The following is a 25,955-nucleotide window of genomic DNA, read 5'->3' as shown; positions in this document are numbered from 1 at the left end:
CCACGGCAAACACCCCCCAACCCACACACAAAGGTAACCCCCATGGGCGCGCAGTGGAAAGCAAAGGGCAAGGCACTGGTTGCCGATGCCAAGGGCAAGCTGTTTGGCAAGCTGGTCAAGGAAATCACCGTGGCCGCACGCGGCGGTGCCGACCCGGCCAGCAACTCGCGCCTGCGCCTGGTCGTCGAGCAGGCCCGCAAGGCCTCGATGCCCAAGGACACGCTGGAGCGCGCCATCAAGAAGGGCTCGGGCACCGGGGCCGATGCCGTGAACTACGAGCGCGTGATCTACGAAGGTTATGCACCGCACCAAGTGGCCGTGATGGTCGAATGCCTGACCGACAACGTGAAACGCACGGCGCCTGAGATGCGCGTGCTGTTTCGCAAGGGCCAGTTGGGCACCTCGGGCTCGGTGGCCTGGGATTTCGACCACGTCGGCATGATCGAAGCCGAGCCTGCCGTGGCAGGCGCTGACCCTGAAGAGGCCGCCATTGAAGCGGGCGCGCAAGACTGCGAGCCAGGCGATGAAGAGGGCACCACCACTTTTTGGACCGACCCGGCTGAACTGGACCTGGTGAGCCGTGCGCTGCCCGCCCATGGGTTCAACGTGCTGTCGGTCAAGCTGGGCTACAAGCCCAAGAACCCCGTCAACCCCGCCAACCTCACGGCCGAGCAGCTGGAAGAGGTTGAAAACTTCCTGGCAGCCATCGATGGCAACGACGACGTGCAGAACGTGTTTGTGAGCCTGGGCGGCTGATACACGGTTGATGCACGGCCGCAGGCCCCTGCGGCCTGCGTCATCGCTATCACCGTCGCCACCAGCGCTCACACCACCCACCATTCAATGACTGCAGACCACTACGCCGCCCTCGGGCTGGCGGCCAATGCGTCGCTGGCCGACATCAAGAAGGCCTTCCGGCAAAAGGCCTCGTTCTACCACCCCGACCGCAACGACGCGCCCGACGCTGCCCAGCGTTTTGCCCAGGTGCAAAAGGCGTACGAGGTGCTGTCTGACGACGAGGCGCGCCAGGCCTACGACGACAACCGCCGCCGCAACCTGCTGGACGACCCGCTGCAGACCGCGCAAGAGATCTGGCAGGCCTATTCGGCGCGCATTCTTTCTTCTTCCTGATTTCTTCCTGATCGCCTCTGTGAAACTTTCTCCTTACTTTCATGACCTGCGCTCCGCCTACCAGGCCGAGCTGGACGACCTGGTCTCCGACTCCGAAGGCAACGATGTGCTGCGCAAGCGCCTGGCAGAGAAGCGCAACGAAATCGCCTTTCTGGTGCAGATGATGGAGCTGGCCCCCGAGATGGTGGCCGTGGTGTTTCACCGGGGCTTTCGCTTCACCAAGCCTGCAGCGGTCGAGCAACTGCTGGGCCAGCCCGCCGACAGCCTGCCCGACTGGCACAGCCTGACCCACGCCGTGGCGCTGGAGCCCTGGGCGCAAAGCCTGGCGCAGACCGTGCTGCGCGAGCCCCAGGGCGCGCGTTTTCTGGCGGTGGCGGCCGGGCTGGAATACCTGCAGCAGCACGCCCGCATGGCGCCTGCATCGGCGGCGCATGGCGACAACGATGCCGAGGACGATGGTGAAGACGCCGCCGAGCACGACGACGACTACAACGCGTTGAGCGCCGACGACGCGGTGGACCCGCACAACAGCCGTACGCGCGAAGAGTCCAGCGCCAACTGGCTGGCCGACGCAGGTTTCGACCGGAAAGAATGACCATGAGCAGCAACCAACATCTCGCCCTGATCACCAAAACCACCAGCCTGATTGCGGCCGGTGACATCGTGGGCGCCGAATCGGCCCTGGCCGAGCTGGCCGACACTGACGGCGACGGCGCGCTGATGGTGGTGCTGGACCAGCTGGCACCCAAGGACATCCTGGCCGTGATGCGCGAGTACGACGACTCCAAGGCGTCCGTGGTCAACATGCTGGTCACGCCCGAGCAGTTCGCGCGCGCCATGGTGCTGGAGAAGCAGTACAAGGACCTCACCCACACGCACCTGCGCAACATGGTCAACGCCGTGGTCTTCCGCGACGATGCCGACCCGGTGGAGTTCCTCACCGCCATTGGCGACCTGGAAGGCGGCGCTGAGGCCCTGGCCAACTACTTTGCCGAGAAGTGGAGCCGCATTGAGGCCTTTGCCCGCACCGGCACCTTTGACGCGACCGAAGACTACGGCGTGACGCTGAGCGACGACGAGCTGCTGGCCTCTGGCTACGTGCAGCCGCGCGTGGACCAGGACGAAGTGGCCGACCGCGACTGGATGCAGATGGCCTGGCTGCTGCGCTATGAATGCCGCGACCTGTTCATCGAAATGCTGCTGGTGCTGCGCGCCAAGGCCCGCGCCTTTGACCTGGGCCTGGAAGAGGGCGACGACGCACCCGCCGAGGAAGACGACGGCAAGTTCGAGACCAGCGAGACCGACCGGGGCAAGGCCACGCCTGCGGCCCGCGCCTCTGACGAAGAGTCGGCGATCTGATGATGTCCCAAAGCTCGGCCCTGCAACTCCACGACGCCCGTCCTTTCTTTGAAAAGGCGCTGGTGCACGGCGTGCAGCACGGCATCCTCGATGCGGACCGTCTGGCGGCCATCAACACCGATGCGCCCAAGGGCATGGTGCAGATTGCGCGCTACTTTGGCAGCGAGTTCTTGCGGCCTGAGCTGGAAAAAGCGCGCGACCGCATGGTCAACCTCATCAGCCTGTACCTGCTGGAGACCACGGACGGCGATCTGGCCAAGGCGGCGGTCTCGCTGCGCGACAACTCGTTCCTCTCGCGCTCCAAGGGTGGCTCGGACATGCTCAAGCGCCTGATCGCCATGCCCGAGAGCAGCAACTTCGGCATGGCCGGGTATGCCGATGCCGAAACGCCGCTGCTGGCCGCTTGGTCGCTGCGCAGCCATGCCGACTACCGCGCCGAGCTGGCCCGGCGCAGCCAGATTGCCCAGGCCATCGCCGCCGCCGAGTGGCTGGCCGCGCAGTACGACCTGGACACTGACGAGCTGGAGTCCGCCGGGGCCGACGCCGAGGCCGTGGTCCGCACAGGCCTGCTGACGCAGGCCCTGGCCCCGCAGGCCATGGCGGCGGGCGAATGGCCCAGTGCACCAGCGTTTGAAAAGCTGGTGACGGCGCTGCGCAAGAAAAAGCTGCCCGTGCCCACGGCGCTGCGCCTGCCGCCCGGGCTGCCCCAGCCGCTGCACGACGCCGTGGCGGCGCACTGCAGCGCCGTGCTGGCTGATTTGCCCAAGCTGCTGCAGTCCACCACGCCGCTGCGCACCCTGCTACGGCCCATGGGGGCCTTCCGGGCGCGCTACTTCCTGCTGGACGACCCGCTGGCCGAGGTAGAGGCCCTGCACCACAGCCTGGACGCGCTGGAAGACGACGCCGAACCCCCGCAGCCCGCCAGCAAGACCTGGCTCAAGACCACCGACGGCAACGACGACGAGCATTCGCTGCTCACGCTGTTCCTGTGCCTGGCCGCCGGTGTGCCCAAGAAGACCTTGCTGACGGAGAAAACCGCCGCCAACCTGGTGCGCAAGGCGCGCAAGTCCGGCCTGCAGCCTGCGCTGGCCGCCGACTTCATCCGTGCCCATGCGCCCGGCGTGCACCAGCAGGACTACCTCGCGCTGTGGGCCAGCTTTGTGCAGGACGCCGAGAAAACCTTGCTCAGCGACATGGACTACCAGCTGCACGACGCGCTGGCGCTGCTGCGCCGCGAGTGCAATGTGGCGGGGTAGCCAGCCCCAGGTTTTTGATCGAGGTTCTTGACCCGGGCCTTAACCCAGGTCAAGCAAGCTTGCCCGGCGCACCGGCCCCGGGCAGGGCGCGGCGGCGGCGCGGTTAACATTTGGGGCACCCGCCTGCCCATCTCTTCGTGCACAGCCCCACACTCACCATCCTTGCGGCGCTTTTGACCGCACTTGTCACCGCCGTGCTCTACGCCGTGTGGCATTTCAACAAGAACATCCCCGGCCTGCGCCTGTGGATGTTGTCCTTTCTGTGCAGCTCGATTTTTACCGTGAGCCTGCTGGCGCGCAGCTGGCTGCCCGAGGTGGTGGGGGTGGTCATCTCGCAGGGGTTTGTGGCGCTGGGGGCGTATCTTTGCCTGCTGGCGGGCCGCATGTACATGGGGCGGCGGCCGTTTTCGCACCTGTATGCGGTGGTGGGCATCGGGGTGCTGGTGGCCTTGTCGGTGGTGTTCACGGTGGTGATCCCGCACCTGGGCATGCGGTTTTTGCTGGCGGGGCTGGGCGCAGGTGTCTGCTACCTGCTCACGGCGCGCACCCTGGCGGCAGGGGGCATGCACCGCGTGCCCGCCCGCTACCTGCTGGCGGGGGTGCTCGGCCTGCATGGCCTGTTCCTGCTGCTGCGGCCTGCCTTGTTCACGTTGGGCGGCGCAGGCCCCGGGGCGCTGCCGGGGGCGGGGCCCATGGTGCAGATATCGCAGTTTGTGGTGTTGGAGGCCATCGTGGCCGTCGTGCTGCTGGGGTTTGGCGCGCTGATCCTGGCCAACGAATTCATCACCAGCGAGCTGCGGCACCTGGCCGAGGTGGACCCGCTCACCAGCGTCTTCAACCGCCGCGCATTCTTCACTTTGCTGGACAAGGCAGTGAGCAGCGCCCAGCGCACCCACACCCCGGTGCCCGTGCTGGTGCTGGACCTGGACCTGGGCCACTTCAAGACCATCAACGACACCTGGGGCCACCGTGCGGGCGACGATGTGCTGCGCCACTTTGTGGCCCTGGGCCTGCGCTGCCTGCGCAAGGAGGACGTGATGGGCCGGCTGGGTGGCGAGGAGTTCGCCATCTTCTTGCCCAATGCCGGGGCAGAGGGCGCACGCGCCGTGGCCGAACGCCTGCGGCTGCTGGTCGAATCCCACCCGGCCACAGCGGGCGCGCGGTCGATTCCTCTCACGGTGAGCATCGGCATTGCCCTGTGTGGCCCCGGCGACTCGGCGGGCGCCGCGCTGCAGCGGGCCGACGAGGCCATGTACCTGGCCAAGCAACGCGGCCGCAACCGGGTGGAAATGTCGGGCCCTTTAACGCCCGCCGCTGCGCCTGCAGTGGTGGCAACAGCGGCCTGAGTGGAGCAGCTGCGGGATCGCGCTGGGGGCTTGGGCGGCCAGCGCACAGAAACGCCCGCACGTCGCCCAGCAGCCCAATGTCGGCTGCCCGACCTTCAGGGGGGCGTGCGCTGTAGGTGCCCGGCACGGGCCTGCCGCAAAATTGCAGGCCCTGAGGTCACCCCACGTCTTTGACAAGAACACGCCATGGCAGCCACTCCCCCCCGCAGTAGCAGCGTCCCTACCAGCCCGATGGCCCGGCCCCGCAGGGCCTTCCTGCGTGTGGGGGGCGGTCTGGCCGCCGCGGGGGCGGTGGCGGGGGGCGGCTACTTGCTGTACCGGCCTGCCAACGACCGGCAGCTGGTTTTTGCCACCGTGGCCGATGCCATGCGCGAGGTGGAACGCCTGGCCAGCGCCAAGGTGGGCCCACTGGCCCCCGCCATGGCCTGGAACTGGTCGCAGACGCTGGTGCACTGCGCGCAGAGCATCGAGTATTCGCTGCAGGGCTTTCCGGCACCCAAGTCGGCCCTGTTCCAGAACACGCTGGGCGCCGCAGCCTTCAACCTGTTTGCCCTGCGCGGCCGCATGAGCCATAACCTGGCCGAGCCCATCCCCGGCGCCCCTGCGCTGGACGCAGCAGCCCAGGCCCAGGCCGCCCTGGCCCGGCTGCGCAAGGCAGCGCAAGACTTTGCCGCCCACACCGGCCCCTTGCAGCCCCACTTTGCCTATGGCGCCCTCGACAAGGCCCAGTACGAGCAGGCGCATGCCATGCACCTCGCCAACCACCTGTCGGCATTTGATGTGGTGGTGTAGCTATATTTTTGATAGCTATTGGGGTATATCAGACGCGCGCAAAGGCCGTTTTTTGACTCGAATCGCAGGTCGGGTTGGCGCAGCGTAACCCGACGCGGTGGACCGCGCGGAAGATGTCGGGTTACGCCCTTTCGGGCTGACCCGACCTGCGGGTGCTGCGGTGCTGCGGGTGCTGGAGGCTACAAAAAGCCCACGCTGCCCGACCGCCCGGGCAGGCGCAGCTCCGCCGTGGGAGAGGGTTGGCTGGCCACCCGCTGGCCGCGCCGCCACACCCCCAGCCGCGTTGCGCGCAGGCGGATGGCGTCCACCGGGTTGCGCGCATGCAGCAGCACCAGGTCCGCATGGCAGCCGCGCGCAATCCCATAGCCCTCCAGCCCCAGCAGGCGCGCGGGGTTCACCGTCACCGCATCAAAACACTGGCGCATGGCCGCCTGGCTGGTCATCTGGCCCACATGCAGGCCCATGTGCGCGGCCTCCAGCATGTCGGCGCTGCCGCCGCTGTACCAGGGGTCCAGCACGCAGTCGTGGCCGAACGCGACCGTCAGGCCTGCGGCCATCAGCTCGGGCACGCGGGTCATGCCCCGGCGCTTGGGGTAAGTGTCGTGCCGGCCCTGCAGCGTGATGTTGATGAGCGGGTTGGCCACCACGCCCAGGTCGGCCTCGGCCATCAGCGCCATCAGCTTGCTGACGTAATAGTTGTCCATGCTGTGCATGGAGGTGAGATGCGAGCCCGTCACGCGCCCGTGCAGGCCCAGGCGCTGGGTCTCAAACGCCAGGGTTTCGACGTGGCGAGAGTGCGGGTCGTCAGATTCGTCGCAGTGCATGTCCACGCGCTTGCCGCGCTCGGCCGCCAGCTCGCAGAGGATCTTCACGCTCTCGGCTCCTTGGGCCATGGTGCGTTCGAAGTGGGGGATGCCGCCCACCACGTCCACGCCCATGTCCAGCGCGCGTTTCAGGTTGGCCAGCCCACCGGGCGCGCGCAGCACGCCGTCTTGCGGAAAGGCCACCAGCTGCAAATCCAGGTACGGCGATACGCGCTGTTTCACATCCAGCAGCGCCTCCACTGGCAGCAAGCTGGGGTGGCTGGTGTCCACATGGCTGCGGATGGCCAGCAGCCCGCGCGCCACGGCCATGTCGCAATAGCGCAGGGCGCGCTCTACGATGGCCTCGTGCGTCAGCGTGGGCTTGAGCTCGCCCCACAGCGCAATGCCTTCGAGCAGCGTGCCGCTTTCGTTCACACGCGGCTGGCCGTAGCTCAGGGTCGAATCCATGTGGAAATGCGCGTCCACAAACGGGGGGCTGACCAGCAGGCCGCCTGCGTCCACCGTTTCGTGCGCGGGGGCTTGCAGGCCTTCGGTCACTTCGGTGATGCGGCCGTTTTGCACGGCAATCGACATGTTCTGGCGGCCGTCGGGCAGGGTGGCGTTGTGGATAAGCAGGTCGAGCATGGGGAAGGTCTGCGGGTAATGGGGAAGGGGTGAAGGCCTATTTCCAGCGCTTCTGGTTGCTGCGAAAGCGCATGTCGCCCGGCTTGTGTCCGGCGTCGATGGTGATGCGGAACACCTCGCCATCGTGCCCGGATTCTGCGCGCGCCGTGAAGCGGATGCCGCGCCGCGTGGGCAGGCAGTTCATTTGGCTCAGGGTGATGGAGGCGTGGTCGTTGTTGATCTGCGCAAAGCTTTCGGTGTGCACCTCGCTGGCGCTGTCGGTGCCGTCACGCACGATCCACTGCAGGTACAAAAAAGACTGCGCATGCCGCGTGGCATGCACGATGCGGTACATGCCGCCGCCCTCGCCAGGCTGCACGGGCGCGGGCCACTGGCCGCAGACCTTGATCCAGTCCACGTCTGGCGCGGTGCCGAACGAGGTGTAGGGCATGTCCATGCCCAGCGCATGGGCCGACGGCTGGCCGCATGCCAGCGCCAGGCAGAGCAGGGCGCTGCGCCATGGCCGGCTGGGCCGGAGTACTTGGTGCAAAGGAGGGCGCTTCATTTATGCAGTGCAGTGTAGGCAGAGAGGCCGCAGGCGGTGCTGTCGGGTTTCTTCAAGACGCGCGCCTTGTGGCGCGACTAAGCTGCCTGCATGGATCGCCCGGCAACCTGCGGGCGCCCGTGGTCTTCTCGCCGTTTCACCCACCAGGAGCTTTTTCACACCATGCATTTTGGCTACACCATCCTTTACGTCGAAGACGTGCCGCGCACCATCGCTTTTTACGAAGCCGCCTTTGGCCTGCAGCGCCGTTTTGTGAGCGAAGAAGGCGATTTTGGCGAGCTGGACACCGGCGCCACGGCCCTCGCGTTTTCGTCGCTGCAACTCATGGCCCAGCTGGGCAAGAACCCGCAGCGCGCCTCTGCCAGCGCGCCCAGCTTTGAGATCGCCTTCACCACGCCCGACGTGCCAGCCGCCGTGGAGCGCGCCGTGGCCGCAGGTGCGCGCCTGGTGCAGGGCGCCGAACAAATGCCCTGGGGCCAGACGGTGGCCTATGTGGCCGACATCAACGACGCGCTGGTGGAGCTGTGCACGCCCATGGCGCCGCCCCCGGCCGCCTGAGCCACTCTGGCGGTGAGGCACCAGGCAGTCAGGCACGAAGCAGTCAGGCGCCATACCCGGGCTGGGCCACCGTGGTCAGCTGGTCGGGCGAGTGCCGCAACGTGTGCGGCGTGTGGCCCAGCCAGCGCAGGCATTCGCGGCTGAAGTGGGACTGGTCGGCATAGCCGTGGTCTGCCGCAATGGCGACCAGCGGCGCATCGCCAGACAACGCGCAGGCGGCACGGCGCATGCGGGCCAGGGCGCGCCAGTAGCGGGGCGGCTGGCCTGTGGCCTCTGCCAGCATGCGCTCCAGGCTGCGCGGTGAGATGCCCAGCGCACGGGCGGCGTCATCCACGCTGGCGCAGGCTTGCAGTGCTTCCAGCGCTTCTGCGGCGCGTGCATGCAGCACCACATGGTCTTCCAGCGCGCTCAGCACGCGTCCTTCATCCCAGCCGCCGGAGTGCCGCGCCGCACGCGCGGCGGCCAGCAACGCCCGTTCTTCCACCTGCACCCCGGGCCGCAGGCGAAACCCGATCCACTGCGTGGGCCGCAGCGTGTTCACCCGCCGCGCCTGGGTGTCCAGCGGCGTCACCATGCCGTCTGCCTGGCCAGTGGCCGTGTCCAGCCGCAGGACCAGATCGCGGCAGCCATCGGGCAGAACCGTGGTGGTGCCGGGCCCCTGGCTGGTGTGCTGCCAGCGCGCCAGCACGGTGCCGGGCAGCAGCAGCGCGGGCGCCATGTCAGCGCTCCCCCTTGCGGTAAGGCTTCATCAGCGCCTGCGGATACGCCGCCTTGCGCGCCACCAGCACCAGCGCCAGGATGGACAGCAGGTAGGGCAGCATCAAATACACCTGATAGGGCAACCAGGCATCGCCCGCCTGCTGCAGCCGCAGCTGCAGCGCGTCAAAAAAGGCAAACAGCAGCGCACCCAGCAGCGCCTTGCCGGGGCGCCAGGACGCAAACACCACCAGCGCCACGCAGATCCAGCCGCGCCCGTTGATCATGTTGAAGAAAAACGCGTTGAAGGCCGACAGCGTGAGGAACGACCCCGCCACGCCCATCAGCGCCGACCCCGCCACTATTGAACCCGTGCGGGTGGCCGCCACGGAGATGCCCTGGCCCTCGGCCGCCTGCGGGTTTTCACCCACCATGCGCACGGCCAGACCCAGCGGGGTGCGCAGCAGCAGCCAGGCCAAGAGCGGCACCAGCAGCAGCGCCAGCAGCGTGAGCGGAGTTTGCGCAGAGAGGATAGGAATCGGCAGCCACTCCATCGCCGCAAAGGGCTCGATGGTGGGCGGTGTGTTCACCTTGGGGAAGCTCACCCGGTAGCCGTAGTAGCTGAGCGCCGTGGCCAGCAGCGTGATGCCCAGGCCCGAGACATGCTGCGACAGCGCCAGCCCGACGGTGAGCCAGGCATGCAGCAGGCCAAACAACGCGCCCGTGAGCGCCGCCACCAGCACGCCCGTCCACAGTCCGTAGCCCGCATACACCGCCAGCCAGCCGGTGAAGGCACCCGCCACCATGATCCCTTCGATGCCCAGGTTGAGCACGCCAGCGCGTTCGCACATGAGCACCCCCAGCGTGCCCAGGATGAGCGGTGTGGCCACGCGCAGTGTGGCGATCCAGAACGCGGGGTTGGCGAGGATGTCGAGCAGTTCGGTCATGCGGCTGCTCCGGCATGGTTTGCTTTGTTTTTGATAGCTAACAAGGCATGATGGACGCGCGGTAGCGGCCCATTTTTCTTGAAGTTTTGGTGTGAATGAGGGTTCATGTTGCCCTCACTTCCAGCGCACGCGGTATTGGGTCAGCAGCCCCGCCACCAGCACCGCAATCAGCGAGGTCGCCACGATCACATCCGCAATGTAGGTGGGCACGCCCACCGCCCGGCTCATGCTGTCAGCCCCCACCAGCACACCCGCCACAAAGGTGCCCGCCGCGATCACGCCCAGCGGGTGCAGACCCGCCAGCATCGCAATCACGATGCCGCTGTAGCCATAGCCGGGCGACATGTCGGGCGTCACATAACCGGTGCGGCCCGCCACCTCGATGGCGCCCGCCAGCCCCGCCAGCCCGCCCGAGAGCAGTGCGACCAGCACCACGGTGCGGGTGATGGGCACGCCCGCAAACGCCGCCGCCCGCGCGTTGGCCCCGGCGGCGCGAATGTCAAAGCCCGGCACCGTGCGCGCCAGCAGCGCCCACAGCATCACGGCCAGCGAAACGGCCCACAGCAGCCCTGTGTGCAGCCGCGTCTGTGGCACCAGCTTGGCAAGTTCCAGGTCGCCCTGCAGCGCCACACTCTGCGGCCAGCCCATGGAGAGCGGGTCTTTCATCGGCCCATCCAGCAGGGCCGACACCAGCAACAGCATGATGAAGTTGAGCAGCAGTGTGGTGACCACCTCGTCCACCCCCAGCCGCGCCTTCATCAGCGCCGGGCCCAGCAGCAGTGCTGCCCCTGCCAGCGCGGCGGCCAGCATCATGAGCGGGAAGAGCACATACGGCGACCACTCCAGCCCCGTGCCGCCATGCATACCGCCCACGGCCACGGCGGCCAGCGCGCCTGCATAAAGCTGCCCCTCGGCCCCAATGTTGAACAGCCGCGCGCGGAAGGCCACGGCGGCTGCCAGCCCCGTCAGGATCAGCGGCGTGGCGCGGGTGAGGGTTTCGGTCAGTGCGAACACTGAGCCGAACGCGCCTTGCAGCAGCAATGCATAAGTCTGGCCCACGGGGGCCCCGGCCCACAGCACCAGCAGGGCGCTGACGATCAATGTGAACACCACAGCGCCCACCGGCGCCAGCACATAGGCGGCGGGGGAGGTGTGGTTGCGTTTTTCGAGTCTCATGTGGGTTGTTCTTGTTGTTGTCGCTCAATGTGCAGCGCCTGCCATCGCGAGGCCGATGGCTTCGCGCGTCCAGCCTTCTGCGGGCAGGGCCTCGCTCAGGCGCCCGTCATGCATCACTGCCACGCGGTCGCCCAGCGCCAGCACTTCGTCCAGGTCGTCGGAGATCAGCAACACCGCAGCACCACTGTCGCGAGCATTGATGAGCTGCTGCTGCACAAACATGACCGCGCCAATGTCCAGCCCCCAGGTGGGTTGGTGGGCCACGATGAGCTGGGGCACGGGGGCCGAGTTACCCGCTGCGTCCTGTGGCGGCATCAGTGCCCGGCCCAGGATGAGCTTTTGCATGTTGCCGCCCGACAGGGACCGTGCCGGCGCATCGGCCCCGCCGCCGCGCACGTCAAAGGTCTCGGCCACACGCTGTGCATGCTGGCGTGCGGCGCGGCGTTTGACCCAGAAGGCGCGAAACCACGGGTGCGCAAACCAGGGGCCGCGCAGGCGTTCGGAAACCGCGTTCTCCCACACCGGCAAATCGCCCACCACGCCCACGGCGTGGCGGTCTTCAGGGATGCGGGCCACACCCTGGCTGACCAGCCATGCGGGCCGGGCTTGCAGCGGCGCGCCGCGCAGGGTGACCTGGCCGGTGGTGGCTGCACGCACGCCACACAGTACATCGGCCAGTGCCACCTGGCCGTTGCCGCTCACGCCCGCAATCGCCACGATCTCGCCTGCGCGCAGGGTGAGGGACACATCGTTCAACCGGTCGCGCCCTGCGGGGGCGGTGCTGACGTTGGACAGGGTGCAGATGGGCTCGCCCACGTTCTGCGCGGGTCGGCGTTCGGCCGCTTCAATGGCGTGGCCCACCATCCATTGCGCGAGCTGCCCTTGTGTGGTGCCTTGCGCAGGCGCCTCGGCCACCAGCTTGCCCTGGCGCAGCACGGCCACGCGGTGCGATACACGCAACACCTCACCCAGCTTGTGGCTGATGAAGATGATGGACAGGCCCTGCGCCACCATTTGCGCCAGCGTGTCGAACAGTGCCTCGCTCTCCTGCGGGGTGAGCACGGCGGTGGGCTCGTCCAGGATGAGGATGTGCGCGCCTCGGTACAGAGCCTTCAGGATCTCGACCCGCTGGCGTTCGCCCACCGAGAGGCTGCCCACTTTCGCATCCGGGCTGACTGGAAGGCCGAACTGCTGCGACACGGCCAGCAGCTTGGCACGCGCCTCGCTGCGGCGTGAGAAAGGCTGCCACAGCGGCTCGCTGCCCAGCAGCACGTTGTCCAGCACCGTGAGGTTGTCGGCCAGCGTGAAGTGCTGGTGCACCATGCCAATGCCCGCCGCCAGTGCCGCGCGCGGCTGGCCGGGGGGCAGGGGCTGGCCAAAGACTTCGATGCTGCCTTCGTCGGCGACGTAGTGCCCGAACAGGATGGACATCAACGTGGACTTGCCCGCGCCGTTTTCGCCCAGCAGGGCCAGCACCTCGCCGCGTGCGAGGGTCAGGCTGATGCTGTCGTTGGCGACGAGTTTGCCGAAGCGTTTGGTGATGTGGGAGAGGCGAAGTACGTTGGACATATCAGCGGCCCATCAGCCACGCGCTGCCGACCATCGGCTATCACTCCCTCTCCCTTCGCGGGAGAGGGTGGGGGAGAGGGGGTTAGGCGCTGGAATCAAGCACTGCGCCGGTTTCCACGCTCCCCCTCTCCCCAACCCCTCCCCCGCGAGGGGGGAGGGGCTCTGGTGTCGCGGCGAACTCCGCGCTGCCTGCAGTGGCCCAAGACTCCCTCTCCCCTTGTGGGAGAGGGTGGGGGAGAGGGGGCTCTGCGCTGGTACCAAGCACGGCGCTGGTTTCCACGCTCCCTTTCTCTCCAACCCCTCCCCTGCGAGGGGGGCGGAGCTACTGGCACATCGCGAAGGCTGTTGTGGGCTCATGGCGCTCACTTCCAGGCTGCCAGAAACGCTCGCAACACTTTGGCCGAATTGGCTGCCGCCAGGCCCATGAAGGTGCCCATTTCGTTCTCGCCCTCGCCACCCCCGGCCAGGTCGCTCAGCGACCGGAACGCGATGTAGGGCACGCCGTTGCTGTGCGCGACCATGGCGGTGGCGGCGGTTTCCATGTCGAGTACGTTGGCTTCGAAAGTCTTGAATGCGTATTCACGGAAGGCCTTGTTGTCCACAAACGCCTGGCCCGATACGCCGTTGCCGCCCACCACCAGTTGCGGGCGCTGTTTGAGGCAGGTGGCGGCCAGGCAATGCTCCAGGCCCACGTTCTGCAGGCTGCGGGCGGTGGCCAGCATCTTGGGGTCGGCTTCGAACCAGAATTTTTTGCTGAGCTGGGGCTTAGCGGCAGACCGAACCTCGACCGGGCGCGGGTGCATCATGCCGAAGGCGGGCATCGTCAGCTCGTTTTTCATCCACGCGGGGGCGCTGTACTGGCCGGGCTTGTCCTCGCGCGCCATTAGCCATTCCATGTACTGGCCCCACTGTGCGGGCACCGTCACGTCGCCGATGTGCAGGCTGGGGTTCACGCCGCCTGCAATGCCGCTGAAGACCACATGGCTCACGTTGAAGCGGTCCAGCACCAGCTGCGTGTTCATGGCCGCGTTGGTCATGCTGATGCCCGACAGGAACACCACCACGGGCTTGCCTTCGAGCGTGCCGGTGGTGAATTCGACACCGTTGACGCTGTGCTTGGCGGGTTGCTGCACCTGGGGCAGCAGCACCGTCAGCTCAGGGGCAAAGGCGGAGATGACGGCGATGCGGGGTGTGTCGTCCAGCCGGACCGCCGTCTTGCTGGTGGGGCTCGATGCACAACCGGCCAGCGCACCAGCCAATGCCAGTGCTCCCAGCAGCCGGGTGGAATGAGAGGTGATGGAGTAGCGCAACAGGGTGGATGAGGAGGTGGTCATGGGCATACCAGGCAGGGACAGAGACGGACGGATAACGACAACGAAAAGGGCCACCGCGATGAGTGGTGGCCCAGGTATTTACCCGCTTTGTCTCGCATGGGTGATTTGGAGTGGCTGACAAAGCTCAGCGCAGCGGTTCTGGCGAGGCGCTGTGTCGCAGGCAGTACTGCAAGTACGACAAGACGCAGCAACAACGCCAGAAGAGTTTTGTCATCCACTCCGCTTACTTGGCCGTCGATTTAGGCTGGCTGTCGTCCACCTTCACGGTGAACTTGCCCACCAGGATGTCGGCCTCTTTGGCCTTGACCTTGGCGACGATGTCTGCGGGCACCTTCTTCTCGAACGTGCCCAGGGGCGCGAGTTCAGAGCCCTTGTGCTTCATCATCGAATACGGGCCGTAGTCTTCGGCGGTGAACTTGCCTTCCTTGACCAGCTTGAGCGCGCGCTCGATGCTGGGCTCCATGTGCCAGATGGCCGAGGCCACCACCGTGTCGGGGTACTTGTCCTGGGTGTTGATCACGTTGCCGATAGCGAGCTTGCCTTTTTCCTTGGCGGCATCGCTCACGCCAAAGCGCTCGGCATAGAGCACGTCGGCGCCCTTGTCGATCATGGCGAAGGTGGCTTCCTTGGCCTTGGGTGGGTCAAACCAGCTGTTGATGAAGGTGATGGTGAACTCGACCTTGGGGTTGGTTTCTTTGGCGCCCGCCATGAAGGCGTGCATCAGGCGGTTCACCTCGGGGATGGGGAAGCCGCCCACCATGCCGATCTTGTTGGTCTTGGTCATGCCGCCTGCGATCATGCCGCTGAGGTACGCGGGCTCCTGGATGTAGTTGTCGAACACGCTGAAGTTGGGCGCCTGGGGCTTGCCGGATGAGCCGAGCAGGAAGGAGGTCTTGGGGAAGTCCTTGGCCACCTTGCGGGCGGCGGCTTCCACCGCAAAGGCCTCGCCCACGATGAGCTGGTTGCCGCCGGTGGCGTACTCGCGCATCACGCGTTCGTAGTCGGCGTTGCTCACGTTTTCGCTGGCCTTGTATTCGATCTCGCCGCGTGCTTCGGCGGCTTTCAGGGCCTTGTGGATGCGGCTCACCCATTGCTGCTCGAAGGGCACCGTGTAGATCGCCGCGACCTTGAGCTTGGACTGCGCTGTGGCCAGCGAGGGCGCCATCGCCATGGCGGCCGAGAGGGCCAGGGAGGTGCAGAGCAAGCGTCCGGTGAAAAGGCGGCGAGTGGTCATGGTGGGGTTCCTTCAGACAAACGAACAAAGGGTTGGAAGTGCCTTTGTCAAGCAAGGAGCGCGCCAGTAGGCCCCCCGGACTGCGGCAAACCGCTGGCAAGTCTGCCAGAGGAAAGCCACCAGGTGGTAAAAATTTGCGGACGCGGACGGGCCATCATGAAAAAAGCCACCGCCGGGCTCCATGGCCCTGCGGTGGCTGGTGCACGCCAAGGCGACCGTGCGCTTATTTGGTGCCAAAAATCCGGTCACCCGCATCGCCCAGGCCCGGCAGGATGTAGCCGTGGTCGTTCAGCTCGCGGTCGATGGCAGCGGTGAAGATCGGCACGTCGGGGTGGGCCTTCTGCAAGGTGGCCACACCTTCGGGGGCGGCCAGCAGGCAGACGAACTTGATGGAGCGGGGGTTAAGTTTTTTCAGGCGGTCCACACAGGCGGCGGCCGAGTTGCCGGTGGCCAGCATCGGGTCCACCACGATGATGTCGCGCTCGTCCATCTCGGACGGCATCTTGAAGTAGTACTCCACCGGCTGCAGCGTGGCCGGGTCGCGGTACAGGCCGATGTGGCCCACGCGCGCGCCGGGCACCACGTTGAGCATGCCGTCCAGAAAACCGTTGCCCGCACGCAGGATGGAGACCAGCACCAGCTTCTTGCCGTCGATGACCTTGCCGGTCATGGTCTCCAGCGGGGTTTCGATCTGCACGTCCTGCAGCGGCATGTCGCGCGTGACTTCGTAGGCCATCAGCGTGGAGAGTTCGCCCAGCAGGCGGCGGAAGCTGTTGGTGCTCGCGTCCTTCTTGCGCATCAGCGTGAGCTTGTGCTGGACGAGGGGGTGGGTGATGACGGTGACGTTGCTCATGGAGAACCTGAAAGAGGAGGGCCGGAGGGCTGTGCTGGTGCGCAGTCCGCTGGGGCCAGGCTGTAAAAAAGTGGGGGCTAGTCTGCCAGAAACCGGGCGAGGCGCGGCAAATCGACGTTGCCCCCGCTCACGATCACGCCCACATGCTCGCCTTGCAGCAGCTTGGCGCCGTCGTCCTCGCCCGAAAACGCCTGCACGCCCGCAAAGGCCAGGGCGCCCGTGGGTTCAACGACGACCTTCATGCGCTCTGCAAAAAAGCGCAGGGCTTGGATGAGCTGCTGGTCGCTCACGGTGACGATGTCTTCGACATGCTCGCGGATGATGGGGTAGGTGAGTTCGCCCAGGCTTGGGGCCTGCGCGCCGTCGGCAATGGTGTGGGGGTTGGGGATGCGCACGATGTGGCCCGCGCGCAGCGACTGCTGGGCGTCGTTGGCGGTCTCGGGCTCGACGCCGATCACCTTGCACCGGGGCGCCAGCGCCTGCGCGGCCAGCAGGCTGCCCGACAGCAGGCCACCGCCGCCCAGGCAGACAAACAGGTAGTCGAGGTCGGGCACCTCCTGCAGCAGCTCCAGGGCGGCCGTGCCCTGGCCTGCAATCACATGGGGGTGGTCGAACGGCGGGATCAGCGTCATGCCGCGCTCGTGCGCCAGCTGGCGGCTGATGGCCTCGCGGTCTTCGGTGTAGCGGTTGTAGGTGACCACCTGGGCGCCGTACTCGCGCGTGGCGGCCATCTTGGAGGCAGCGGCGTCTTCGGGCATCACCACCAGGGCGGGCATGTCGAGCAGCCGGGCCGACAGGGCAATGGCCTGCGCATGGTTGCCGGCCGAGAAGGTCAGCACGCCGTGTTCGCGCTGCGCGTCGCTGAACTGGGCCAGCGCGTTGTAGGCGCCCCGGAACTTGAAGGCGCCGGTGCGCTGCAGGTTCTCGCACTTGAAGAACAGCTTGGCGCCCAGCCGCTCGTCGATGGTGTTGCAGCGCATCACCGGTGTGTGGTGTGCCACGCCCGCCAACCGCCGGGCGGCGGCGGCCACGTCGTCATGGGTGGGCAGGCTCACAGAGGGGGGCATGCTGGGCACGGTCATGGTGGCGTCCTTGCTGCGGGGCGTGTGCCGCCCCGGGTTGCCACATGATAGCCCTTCGGACCCGGAATAGGCATAAAAATAGCTGCCAACGCGCGATGGGTAAGCGCTAGCAGCTATGAATTTTGTAGTGAATGAGGTGTTTTGCCTCAGCGCCTGGCCTGGCCCCTGGCCCCGTCCCTCAACCCTGTTCGCTGAACCGGATCAGCGGTGTGAGCGCCGGGAACTCACCCGCCCGCTTTTGCTTCATCGCCGTGACGGACTCCATCACATGCCGGTTGCTCCAGATGGCGCCTTGCAGCCAGCCCATCTGGCGCAGGCTGTCTTCCACGCTGTGGTCGCGCGCGTAGTTCACGGCCTGCTTGGTGCCCCAGATGGCGACGGGCGGCTTGCTGGCAATCTCTTGCGCGCATTGCAGCGCGGCGGCCACCATGGCCTCTGGGGTGTCGAAGACTTCGTTGACCAGGCCGTAGCCCTGGGCCCTTTGTGCGCTCAGGCGGCGGCCGGTGTAGGCCAGTTCTTTCACCACACCCAGCGGGATGAGCTTGGGCAAGCGCTGCAGCGTGCCCACGTCGGCCACCATGCCGATGTTGATCTCCTGGATGCAGAAGAATGCGTCGGCCGTGGCATAGCGCACGCAGGCCGTCGTCACCATGTCCACCGCGCCGCCGATGCAGCCGCCCTGGATGGCCATGATCACGGGGATGCGCAGGCTTTCGATGCGGGTGAAGGTGGCCTGCATGTCGGTCAGCAGGTCAAAGATGGCGGCGCGGCCCTCGGGGCTCTGGTCGTCCATGGTGATGGCGCCGCCGAACGTTTCGAGCGCCATGCCCGCGCTGAAGTGTTTGCCGGTGCTGCTGACCACCAGCGCCCGCGCCTCGCCGCTTTTGTTCAGCTGGGCCAGCACCTCATCCAGCTCGCGCCAGAAGGTCGGGTGCATGGTGTTCATGGCCTCGGGGCGGTTCAGCACCAAATGGGCCACATGGTTAGTGATGCTGAGGGAGAAGCAGGTGAGGGTGGTGTTCATGGGCCGTCACTGTAGACCCGCTGGCCGCAGGCGGGTCGTCGCCTGGGTGACTTTGCATGATTTTGGCCGTTTCCGCCTGTCTGTATTGGGTTAATAGCTATAAAAATAAGAGCATTCGTGGGCAGGCGAGTCAGTCGCCGCCCCCGCCGCCGCAGCCACCACCGCCATCGCCCCCGCCGTCCCCTCCATCCCCGCCACCACCGTCCGAGCTTTCGGCGCCGCCAAAGTCGCCCGAACTGCCGCTGTAGCTGCCGTCCGAAAAGCTGGTGCCGCAGTAGCTGTCGCCGCCGCTGCCACCCGCGTCGCTCTTGCGGGCAATGTCAGAACAGTCGGGCACGTAGGTAAAGCCCCCGGCAATGGCGAACTTGGCATCCAGCGCAAACAGCAGGGGCAGGCGGCTGGGGGCCTTGGGGTCGATGGATTCCTCCTTGCACACCCAGTACCAGCAGCGGCGCAGGCCGTCGTTGTGACGGGCCTTTTTGCCCAAGGCCTCGGCCGGGGTGTGGTGCAAAAAGAAGCCCAGGGCGTTGTGGCACCACTGTTTGTAGGCCTGCGTGTGCAGGATGAACTCATGCCACAGCGCATCCACGGCCCTCGATGGCATGGCCACAAAGTCCTTGTTGCTGCGCAGGCAGGCCATGAAGAACTGGCGCAGGCCACGCTCCACCAGCTCGCAGTCGCGGGGGCTCAGATGGGGGTAGGTCTCGCGCAGCTTGCGCTGCAGAAAGCGGGGCAGGGGGGCTTCGCGGATGTAGCGCTCGCGCACGGCGGTGGTCCAGCGGATCAGCACTACGGTGAGCAGCACCGTGACAAACACATACAGCAGCCAGTTCCACTGGAGCTTCCACACCCCGGCAAACACCCCGATGAAAGCCAGCACCCACAGGACGATGGCCGCCTGGACCACCTTGTTGCCCCAGCGCACCAGGGCGTGTTCGACTCGTTGCATCGTGTCCCTCCTTGTTGTTGTGTGTTTCGGCCATTGCACGGCCGCAATGTGACCGAATCGTGACAAGCGCGTGGCATTGTCGCCAGCCTGTCACAAGGCCACCACACCTGCGGAGGGCTCTGGGCGGTAGCGGGGCGGTGGCTGCCTGGCCGGGCCGCCGCGCTACCCCTTCTCCGTTCAGCGGCGCTTGCTGCCGCCGCCGAAGATGCCGCCCAGCACACCGCGCAGGATCTCCTTGCCCACGTTGGTGCCCACGGTGCGCACGGCCGACTTGGCCATGGTCTGCACCAGCCCGTCCTTGCGCCCGCCGCGCGGGCCGGTGGTGCCAAACAGCAGGTCGTTGAGGAAGCTGCTCTCCTGCGGCTGGGCTCCGCCCGGCGCCGTGCCCACGGGGCTGGCGCCGCCCGCTGTGCGGCTGGCAGGCGTGCCCGCCGGTGCGGGCGGGGCGTTTTCGGCGCGGCCCTTGAGCTTTTCGTAGGCGGATTCGCGGTCCACCGTGGTTTCGTACACACCGGCCACCAGCGAGCTGGCCATCAGCGCCTGGCGCTGCTGCGGTGTGATGGGGCCCAGCTGGCTGCCCGGGGGCAGCACGAACACGCGCTCCGTCACGCTGGGGCGGCCCTTGGCGTCGAGAAAGCTCACCAGTGCCTCGCCCACGGCCAGCTCGGTGATGGCGGTTTCGATATCGAGGCCCGGCTTTTGCCGCATGGTGGTGGCCGTGGCCTTCACGGCCTTCTGGTCACGCGGAGTGAAGGCGCGCAGCGCGTGCTGCACGCGGTTGCCCAGCTGGGCCAGCACGCTGTCGGGGATGTCCAGCGGGTTTTGGGTGACGAAATACACGCCCACGCCTTTGGAGCGCACCAGGCGCACCACCAGCTCGATGCGCTCGACGAGCACCTTGGGCGCCTCGTTGAACAAGAGGTGGGCTTCGTCGAAGAAGAACACCAGTTTGGGTTGTTCGGGGTCGCCGATCTCGGGCAGTTGCTCGAACAGCTCCGACAGCATCCAGAGCAGGAACGTGGCGTACAGGCGCGGCGCGTTCATGAGCTTGTCGGCCGCCAGGATGTTCACCACGCCGTGGCCGTCCACGGTCTGCATGAAATCCTGGATGTTGAGCATGGGCTCGCCAAAGAACTCGCTGCCGCCCTGCTGTTCGATCTGCAGCAGCCCGCGCTGGATGGCGCCCACACTGGCGGCGCTCACGTTGCCGTATTCGGTGGTGAACTCCTTGGCGTTGTCACCCACGAAGGTGAGCATGGCGCGCAGGTCTTTCAGGTCCAGCAGCAGCAGTCCGTTGTCATCGGCGATCTTGAACACGAGGTTGAGCACGCCCAGCTGCGTCTCGTTCAGGTTGAGCATGCGGCCCAGCAGCAGCGGGCCCATGTCGGAGATGGTGGCGCGCACCGGGTGGCCCTGCTGGCCAAACACGTCCCACAGCGTGGTGGGGCAGGCCAGCGGGGTAGGCAGATCCAGGCCCCGCTCCTTGAGCACCGCCGCCAGCTTGTCGCCGATCTTGCCCGGCTGGCTGGCGCCAGTGAGGTCGCCCTTCACGTCGGCCATGAACACCGGCACGCCAATGCGCGAGAAGTTCTCGGCCAGGGTCTGCAGAGTGACGGTCTTGCCCGTGCCGGTGGCGCCGGTGATAAGCCCGTGGCGGTTGGCCAGGCCGGGAAGCAGGTGGCATTCAATCGTGTCGTGCTTGGCAATCAGCAGGGGTTCGGCCATTTCGGGTTTCCTCGGGGTGGGGGAACCTCTGCACGCATCGCGCGCCGTGTGCATCTGCGGTCTCGGGCGATCTGCTGCGTTACAAATGCTCGCAATAGCTGTGGCTATTGCTGCGCTTTGTGCCTTGCAGCCCATCCCGATCCGCAGCGCACACTTTCCGCGCGACGCGTGCAGAGGTTCCCAGGGTTCAGCAAAAAGTAAAATCTGCCAGCTAGATTAAATCAATACAAAAGGACTTCTCGTGGCAGGACACAGTAAATGGGCGAATATCCAGCACCGCAAAGGGCGGCAGGATGAAAAACGCGGCAAGATCTGGACCCGCATCATTCGTGAAATCACTGTGGCCGCCCGTGCCGGTGGCGGCGACCTGTCTGCCAACCCCCGCCTGCGCCTGGCGGTGGACAAGGCCAAGGCGGCCAACATGCCCGCCGACCGCATCAAATACAACATCGACAAGGCCACGGGCAACGCAGAAGGCCTGACCTACGAAGAAATCCGCTACGAAGGCTATGGCATTGGTGGTGCGGCCATCATGATCGACACCATGACCGACAACCGCGTGCGCACCGTGGCCGAAGTGCGCCATGCGTTCAGCAAACACGGTGGCAACATGGGCACCGAAGGATCGGTGGTGTTCCAGTTCAAGCACTGTGGCCAGCTCATTTTTGCCCCCGGCACCAGCGAAGACAAGGTGATGGAAGTGGCGCTGGAGGCAGGCGCCGAAGACGTGGTGACCGACGAAGACGGTGCAGTAGAGGTGCTCACGGCCCCGGCCGACTTTGAAGCCGTGAAAAACGCGCTGGAGGCCGCAGGCCTGACGGCCGAGGTGGCGGGTGTGACCATGCGGCCCGAAAACACCATCGAGCTGACCGGCGAAGACGCCGCCAAGATGCAAAAACTGCTGGATGTGCTGGAAGACCTGGATGATACGCAAGAGGTCTACCACAACGCGGCGTTGTGACTTTGCGCCTGCAGATCGCCGCTTTTTTCTTGCCCTGACTTGTTTTCCGACTGATATTTCCCCGAACCCCACCCAGCAGTGCAGCGCTGTGGGCCGGGTTCACCAAAGGTTCCTATGAAAGTACTTGTGATTGGTGGCGGCGGCCGTGAACACGCGATGGCGTGGAAACTGAGCGAGTCCCCCAAGGTGACTAAGGTGTTTGTGGCACCCGGCAACGGTGGCACGGCCTTGAACCCCAAGCTCGAAAACGTGGCGATCTCCGATGTGCGCGAACTGCGCACCTGGGCCCAGGCCGAGAAGATTGCACTGACGGTGGTGGGCCCCGAGGCACCGCTGGCGGCTGGTGTGGTCGATGAGTTTCGCGCCCACAACATGCGCATCTTTGGCCCGACCAAGGCGGCGGCCCAGCTCGAAAGCTCCAAGGCGTTCAGCAAGGCCTTCATGCGCCGCCACGGCATCCCCACGGCCGACTACGACACCTTTACCGACCCCGCCGCAGCCCATGCCTTTGTGGACCGCCTGGGTGCACCCATCGTCATCAAGGCCGATGGCCTGGCTGCCGGCAAGGGTGTGGTGGTGGCCATGACGCTGCAAGAGGCCCACGACGCCGTGGACTTCATGCTGGTGGACAACAAATACGGCGTGACGCACAACGAGGGCGGAGCACGTGTGGTGATCGAGGAGTTCCTCGAAGGTGAAGAAGCCTCCTTCATCGTGCTGTGCGACGGCAAGAACGTGCTGGCCCTGGCCACCAGCCAGGACCACAAGCGCCTGAAAGACGGCGACGAAGGCCCCAACACCGGCGGCATGGGCGCGTATTCGCCCGCCCCCGTGGTCACGGCCGATGTGCATGCCCGCGCGATGCGCGAAATCATCCTGCCCACCATCCGGGGCATGGAAAAGGACGGCATTCCCTACACCGGCTTCCTGTACGCCGGTCTGATGATCGACGCCAAGGGCCATCCCAAGACGCTCGAATTCAACTGCCGCATGGGCGACCCCGAGACGCAGCCCATCCTGATGCGCCTGAAAAGCGACTTCAGCGACGTGATGGCCGCTGCCGCAGACGGCAAGCTCGACCAGATGGAACTGCAATGGGACCGCCGCACCGCGCTGGGCGTGGTCATGGCTGCCCATGGCTACCCCGAGAACCCGCGCAAGGGCGACCCCATCACCGGCCTGCCTGCCGATGCGGACGATGCCGTGGTGTTCCACGCGGGCACGCAGCTCAAAGACGGCGTGGTCAGCGTGACGGGGGGCCGGGTGCTGTGCGTGACCGTGCTGGCGGACAGCGTCAAGCAGGCGCAGCAGCGTGCGTATGACGTGGCGCGTGGCATCCAGTTCGATGGTGCGCAGTACCGCCGCGACATCGGCTTCCGCGCCCTGAAGAGCTGATGGCAGACGCCCAGACTTTGAACCCCGCCGACACGGTGGCCCGTGTGCGTGGCTACCTGGTGGGCCTGCAGGCGCGCATCACGGATGCACTCGAAGCCGTGGAGGGTGAGGGCGGAGCGCGCTTTTTGGCCGATACCTGGAGCAAGCCGCCCGGCGAGCCGCTGCAGGGCGACGGCATCACCAAGATCATGGAAGGTGGCCGGGTGTTTGAGCGCGCGGGCTGCGGCTTCAGCCATGTGCGTGGCCCGCAGCTGCCGCCTTCGGCCACCCAGCACCGGCCCGAGCTGGCGGGTGCGCCGTTCGAGGCCATGGGCGTGTCGCTGGTGTTCCACCCGCGCAACCCGTATGCGCCCACGGTGCACATGAACGTGCGCATGATTGCCGCCGGGCACCCCGGCCAGGCGCCGACCTGCTGGTTTGGCGGTGGCATGGACCTCACGCCGTACTACGGGTTTGAAGAGGATGCTGTGCACTTTCACCGCACCTGCCGCGATGCGCTCAGCGCCTTTGGTGACGACAAGTACCCGCGCTTCAAGCAATGGTGCGACGAATATTTCTTCCTCAAGCACCGCAATGAACAGCGCGGCGTGGGCGGCGTGTTCTATGACGATTTCTCGGAGCTGGGCTTTGAGCAAAGCCTGGCGATGACGCAGTCGGTGGGCGATGCCTTTCTGGACGCCTACCTGCCCATTGTGGAAAAGCGCCAGAACACGCCCTTTGGCGAGCGCGAGCGCGACTTCCAGCTTTATCGCCGGGGCCGCTATGTCGAGTTCAACCTGGTGTGGGACCGGGGCACGCACTTCGGCCTGCAGTCGGGCGGGCGCACCGAGTCCATCCTGCTGTCCATGCCGCCGCTGGTGTCCTGGTCGTACCAGCGTACCGAGGCTGCAGATTCTGTCGAAGCCGAGCTGGCGCAGCGTTTTCTGGTGCGCCGGGACTGGCTGGCCAGCGCTGCTGCGGCAGCGTGCTGACGGGGTAAAAAGCGCAAAAGCTATAATTTCAATAGCTGGCCACGCTTTTTACACAGGCGCAGGAGCCCTGAAACACCCCAAACCAACGCTGCGCCAGGGTGCAACACCGGCGCAACAACACGCAACACCCAAGGCGCAGCCCTATTGGTTGCACGCCGTGTTGCGCGCTATATTGATCTATTCCCTCTCTAATCACCGCCTGATGACCACCTCCACCAAATCGGAAACCGCCGCCAAAAAAGACGTCACCAAACTCCAGCGCGCCATCGTCGATGGCCTGGAAGACGTCAAGGCGCAAGACATCCAGGTTTTCAACACCGAGCATCTCTCGCCGCTGTTTGAACGGGTGATCGTGGCATCGGGCACCTCCAACCGCCAGACCAAGGCCCTGGCCGCCAGCGTGCGCGATGCGGTCAAGGAAGCCGGTTTTTCCAAGCCCCGCATCGAAGGCGAAGACAACGGCGAGTGGATCATCGTGGACTGCGGCGCTGCCGTGGCGCACATCATGCAGCCCGCCATCCGCCAGTACTACCGCCTGGAAGAGCTGTGGGGCGACACCCCCGTGCGCTTGAAGCTGGGCGCGGCCAAGCCCCAGTCCAGCGCCGCCACCGAACTGGCCGAGAAGAAGTCGGCCCAGAAGGCCGCCAAGTCGGGTGCCAAGGCAACGGCCAAGAAGGCAGCGGCCCCCACGGTAGCCGCCCGTTCGGGCAAGGCCACGGTCAAGGCCGTCGCCAAGACCGCTGCGAAGACAGCCGCCAAAACGCCAGTCAAAGCCGCACCCAAGCCAGCAGCAAAAACAACGGCCAAGGCGGCACCCGCCAAGACGGTCGCCAAGACCAGCGGCACGGTGGTTGCCAAGAAGCCCGCAGCCCCCAAGACGCCTGTCAAGACGGTGGTGGTCAAGCCCGGCGGCGCCAAGAAGCCTGCGGCCAAGAAGTCGTCACCTGCCGCCAAGACCCCCGCACGCGCCGCAGCCAAGCCTGCTTCTGCAGCGGCACCCAAGGCGGCTGCCAGCAGCAAGCCCGCCGCCAAGAAGGCCCCGGCCCGCAAGGGTTGATCTGCGGCCGCAGTGCGCCCGGCTGGGTGCGCTGCGGCAACCATCCCCCACGCATCCAGGTTGATCCATGAAGCTGCTTATCGTGGCGGTCGGGCAGCGGGTGCCCGACTGGGCACAAACGGCTTACGACGACTACGCCAAACGTTTTCCCCCCGAACTCAAGGTCGAACTCAAGGCCGTCAAGACCGAGCCACGTGGCTCCAAGACGCTGGAAACGCTCTATGCGGCTGAGCGTGAGCGCATCGAAGCCGCCATCCCGCGCGGCACGCGCGTGGTGGCGCTGGACGAGCGCGGCACCAACCTCACCACCAAGGCCCTGGCCGAACGCCTCAAGGGCTGGCAGCTGGGGGGCGACGATGTGGCGCTGGTCATCGGCGGCCCCGACGGGCTGGACCCGGCGTTTCGCCAGGCCGCGCACGAACGCATTCGCCTGTCCGACCTGACCCTGCCCCATGCCATGGTGCGCGTGCTGCTCATCGAGCAGCTGTACCGGGCCTGGTCGGTGAACGCCGGGCACCCCTACCACCGGGAGTAAAGCGGGTGCCCGT

The 25,955-nt window shown here is 66.2% G+C and carries 26 protein-coding genes; 13 read left to right on the top strand and 13 right to left on the bottom strand.

The window, feature by feature from the left end:
* Positions 1–42 precede the first annotated feature (42 nt).
* The 7 genes from A1D30_RS09210 to A1D30_RS09180 all read left to right on the top strand — a co-directional run bounded on the left by A1D30_RS09210 (position 43) and on the right by A1D30_RS09180 (position 5,884).
* A complete protein-coding gene (locus tag A1D30_RS09210) occupies positions 43–756 on the top strand; it encodes a YebC/PmpR family DNA-binding transcriptional regulator (protein ID WP_063460433.1) in 714 nt (237 codons plus the stop codon).
* Between the two features lie 87 nt (positions 757–843).
* The gene (locus tag A1D30_RS09205) at positions 844–1,131 is read left to right on the top strand and encodes a DnaJ domain-containing protein (protein WP_063460432.1); all 288 of its coding nucleotides are present in this window, start codon (positions 844–846) and stop codon (positions 1,129–1,131) included.
* Between the two features lie 19 nt (positions 1,132–1,150).
* Entirely contained in the window at positions 1,151–1,726 is a 576-nt protein-coding gene (locus A1D30_RS09200; protein WP_063460431.1) for a hypothetical protein, read from the top strand.
* Between the two features lie 2 nt (positions 1,727–1,728).
* Complete coding sequence (locus A1D30_RS09195) at positions 1,729–2,490, top strand: hypothetical protein (RefSeq protein WP_063460430.1); 762 nt, start codon at positions 1,729–1,731, stop codon at positions 2,488–2,490.
* Positions 2,490–3,746 carry a hypothetical protein gene (locus A1D30_RS09190; RefSeq protein ID WP_082836372.1) on the top strand — a complete coding sequence of 419 codons (1,257 nt, stop codon included), beginning with the start codon at positions 2,490–2,492 and terminating at the stop codon, positions 3,744–3,746. The genes A1D30_RS09195 and A1D30_RS09190 overlap by 1 nt, the downstream gene beginning before the upstream one ends.
* Positions 3,747–3,919: 173 nt before the next feature.
* Positions 3,920–5,092: a GGDEF domain-containing protein gene (locus A1D30_RS09185; protein WP_242421831.1), complete on the top strand. Its 1,173-nt coding sequence runs from the start codon at positions 3,920–3,922 to the stop codon at positions 5,090–5,092.
* A gap of 186 nt (positions 5,093–5,278) precedes the next feature.
* Entirely contained in the window at positions 5,279–5,884 is a 606-nt protein-coding gene (locus A1D30_RS09180) for a DUF1569 domain-containing protein (protein WP_063460428.1), read from the top strand.
* Between the two features lie 179 nt (positions 5,885–6,063).
* Here the strand turns inward: A1D30_RS09180 and A1D30_RS09175 are convergent, their stop codons facing one another.
* Both A1D30_RS09175 and A1D30_RS09170 read right to left on the bottom strand, forming a co-directional pair.
* Positions 6,064–7,332 carry an amidohydrolase family protein gene (locus A1D30_RS09175; RefSeq protein WP_063460427.1) on the bottom strand — a complete coding sequence of 423 codons (1,269 nt, stop codon included), beginning with the start codon at positions 7,330–7,332 and terminating at the stop codon, positions 6,064–6,066.
* Positions 7,333–7,369: 37 nt separating this feature from the next.
* Positions 7,370–7,861 (bottom strand): hypothetical protein, encoded by a 492-nt coding sequence (locus tag A1D30_RS09170; RefSeq protein WP_242421830.1) that lies wholly within the window; start codon positions 7,859–7,861, stop codon positions 7,370–7,372.
* Between the two features lie 177 nt (positions 7,862–8,038).
* Between A1D30_RS09170 and A1D30_RS09165 the strand changes: the two genes are divergently transcribed.
* Positions 8,039–8,434, top strand: a complete 396-nt coding sequence (locus A1D30_RS09165; RefSeq protein ID WP_063460425.1) for a VOC family protein — start codon at positions 8,039–8,041, stop codon at positions 8,432–8,434.
* 43 nt (positions 8,435–8,477) lie between these two features.
* Here the strand turns inward: A1D30_RS09165 and A1D30_RS09160 are convergent, their stop codons facing one another.
* The 11 genes from A1D30_RS09160 to A1D30_RS09110 all read right to left on the bottom strand — a co-directional run bounded on the left by A1D30_RS09160 (position 8,478) and on the right by A1D30_RS09110 (position 21,023).
* Entirely contained in the window at positions 8,478–9,152 is a 675-nt protein-coding gene (locus tag A1D30_RS09160; protein ID WP_063460424.1) for a helix-turn-helix domain-containing protein, read from the bottom strand.
* A gap of 1 nt (position 9,153) precedes the next feature.
* On the bottom strand, positions 9,154–10,077 hold the full coding sequence (locus tag A1D30_RS09155; protein WP_063460423.1) for an ABC transporter permease: 924 nt from the start codon (positions 10,075–10,077) through the stop codon (positions 9,154–9,156).
* Positions 10,078–10,191: 114 nt separating this feature from the next.
* Positions 10,192–11,253 carry an ABC transporter permease gene (locus tag A1D30_RS09150; RefSeq protein ID WP_063460422.1) on the bottom strand — a complete coding sequence of 354 codons (1,062 nt, stop codon included), beginning with the start codon at positions 11,251–11,253 and terminating at the stop codon, positions 10,192–10,194.
* A gap of 24 nt (positions 11,254–11,277) precedes the next feature.
* The gene (locus A1D30_RS09145; protein WP_063460421.1) at positions 11,278–12,822 is read right to left on the bottom strand and encodes an ABC transporter ATP-binding protein; all 1,545 of its coding nucleotides are present in this window, start codon (positions 12,820–12,822) and stop codon (positions 11,278–11,280) included.
* Positions 12,823–13,184: 362 nt separating this feature from the next.
* Complete coding sequence (locus A1D30_RS09140; protein WP_063460892.1) at positions 13,185–14,156, bottom strand: 5'-methylthioadenosine/S-adenosylhomocysteine nucleosidase; 972 nt, start codon at positions 14,154–14,156, stop codon at positions 13,185–13,187.
* Positions 14,157–14,379: 223 nt separating this feature from the next.
* The gene (locus tag A1D30_RS09135; protein ID WP_063460420.1) at positions 14,380–15,390 is read right to left on the bottom strand and encodes a BMP family protein; all 1,011 of its coding nucleotides are present in this window, start codon (positions 15,388–15,390) and stop codon (positions 14,380–14,382) included.
* A gap of 223 nt (positions 15,391–15,613) precedes the next feature.
* On the bottom strand, positions 15,614–16,243 hold the full coding sequence (gene upp / locus A1D30_RS09130) for a uracil phosphoribosyltransferase (protein ID WP_063460419.1): 630 nt from the start codon (positions 16,241–16,243) through the stop codon (positions 15,614–15,616).
* 77 nt (positions 16,244–16,320) lie between these two features.
* The gene (locus tag A1D30_RS09125) at positions 16,321–17,325 is read right to left on the bottom strand and encodes a threo-3-hydroxy-L-aspartate ammonia-lyase (protein ID WP_063460418.1); all 1,005 of its coding nucleotides are present in this window, start codon (positions 17,323–17,325) and stop codon (positions 16,321–16,323) included.
* A 178-nt stretch (positions 17,326–17,503) separates the two neighbouring features.
* Positions 17,504–18,349: an enoyl-CoA hydratase-related protein gene (locus A1D30_RS09120; RefSeq protein WP_063460417.1), complete on the bottom strand. Its 846-nt coding sequence runs from the start codon at positions 18,347–18,349 to the stop codon at positions 17,504–17,506.
* 130 nt (positions 18,350–18,479) lie between these two features.
* Positions 18,480–19,298 carry a hypothetical protein gene (locus A1D30_RS25195; protein ID WP_063460416.1) on the bottom strand — a complete coding sequence of 273 codons (819 nt, stop codon included), beginning with the start codon at positions 19,296–19,298 and terminating at the stop codon, positions 18,480–18,482.
* Positions 19,299–19,475: 177 nt separating this feature from the next.
* Positions 19,476–21,023, bottom strand: coding sequence for a helicase HerA-like domain-containing protein (locus tag A1D30_RS09110; RefSeq protein ID WP_063460415.1), 1,548 nt, complete (start codon positions 21,021–21,023; stop codon positions 19,476–19,478).
* A 241-nt stretch (positions 21,024–21,264) separates the two neighbouring features.
* On the opposite strand from A1D30_RS09110, the gene A1D30_RS09105 reads away from it, so the two are divergent.
* From A1D30_RS09105 to rlmH, 5 genes are all read left to right on the top strand, one after another.
* A complete protein-coding gene (locus tag A1D30_RS09105) occupies positions 21,265–21,984 on the top strand; it encodes a YebC/PmpR family DNA-binding transcriptional regulator (RefSeq protein ID WP_015014275.1) in 720 nt (239 codons plus the stop codon).
* 114 nt (positions 21,985–22,098) lie between these two features.
* Positions 22,099–23,379 (top strand): phosphoribosylamine--glycine ligase, encoded by a 1,281-nt coding sequence (gene purD / locus A1D30_RS09100; RefSeq protein ID WP_063460414.1) that lies wholly within the window; start codon positions 22,099–22,101, stop codon positions 23,377–23,379.
* On the top strand, positions 23,379–24,350 hold the full coding sequence (gene hemF / locus A1D30_RS09095; protein ID WP_063460413.1) for an oxygen-dependent coproporphyrinogen oxidase: 972 nt from the start codon (positions 23,379–23,381) through the stop codon (positions 24,348–24,350). Before purD ends, hemF begins: the two co-directional genes overlap by 1 nt.
* A 202-nt stretch (positions 24,351–24,552) precedes the next feature.
* Complete coding sequence (gene rsfS, locus A1D30_RS09090) at positions 24,553–25,407, top strand: ribosome silencing factor (RefSeq protein WP_063460412.1); 855 nt, start codon at positions 24,553–24,555, stop codon at positions 25,405–25,407.
* A gap of 67 nt (positions 25,408–25,474) precedes the next feature.
* Positions 25,475–25,942 (top strand): 23S rRNA (pseudouridine(1915)-N(3))-methyltransferase RlmH, encoded by a 468-nt coding sequence (gene rlmH / locus A1D30_RS09085; protein ID WP_007858784.1) that lies wholly within the window; start codon positions 25,475–25,477, stop codon positions 25,940–25,942.
* Positions 25,943–25,955 lie beyond the last annotated feature (13 nt).

Source organism: Acidovorax sp. GW101-3H11 (assembly GCF_001633105.1).
Classification (GTDB): domain Bacteria; phylum Pseudomonadota; class Gammaproteobacteria; order Burkholderiales; family Burkholderiaceae_C; genus Acidovorax.
This window is presented reverse-complemented; position numbering and strand designations above follow the sequence as displayed.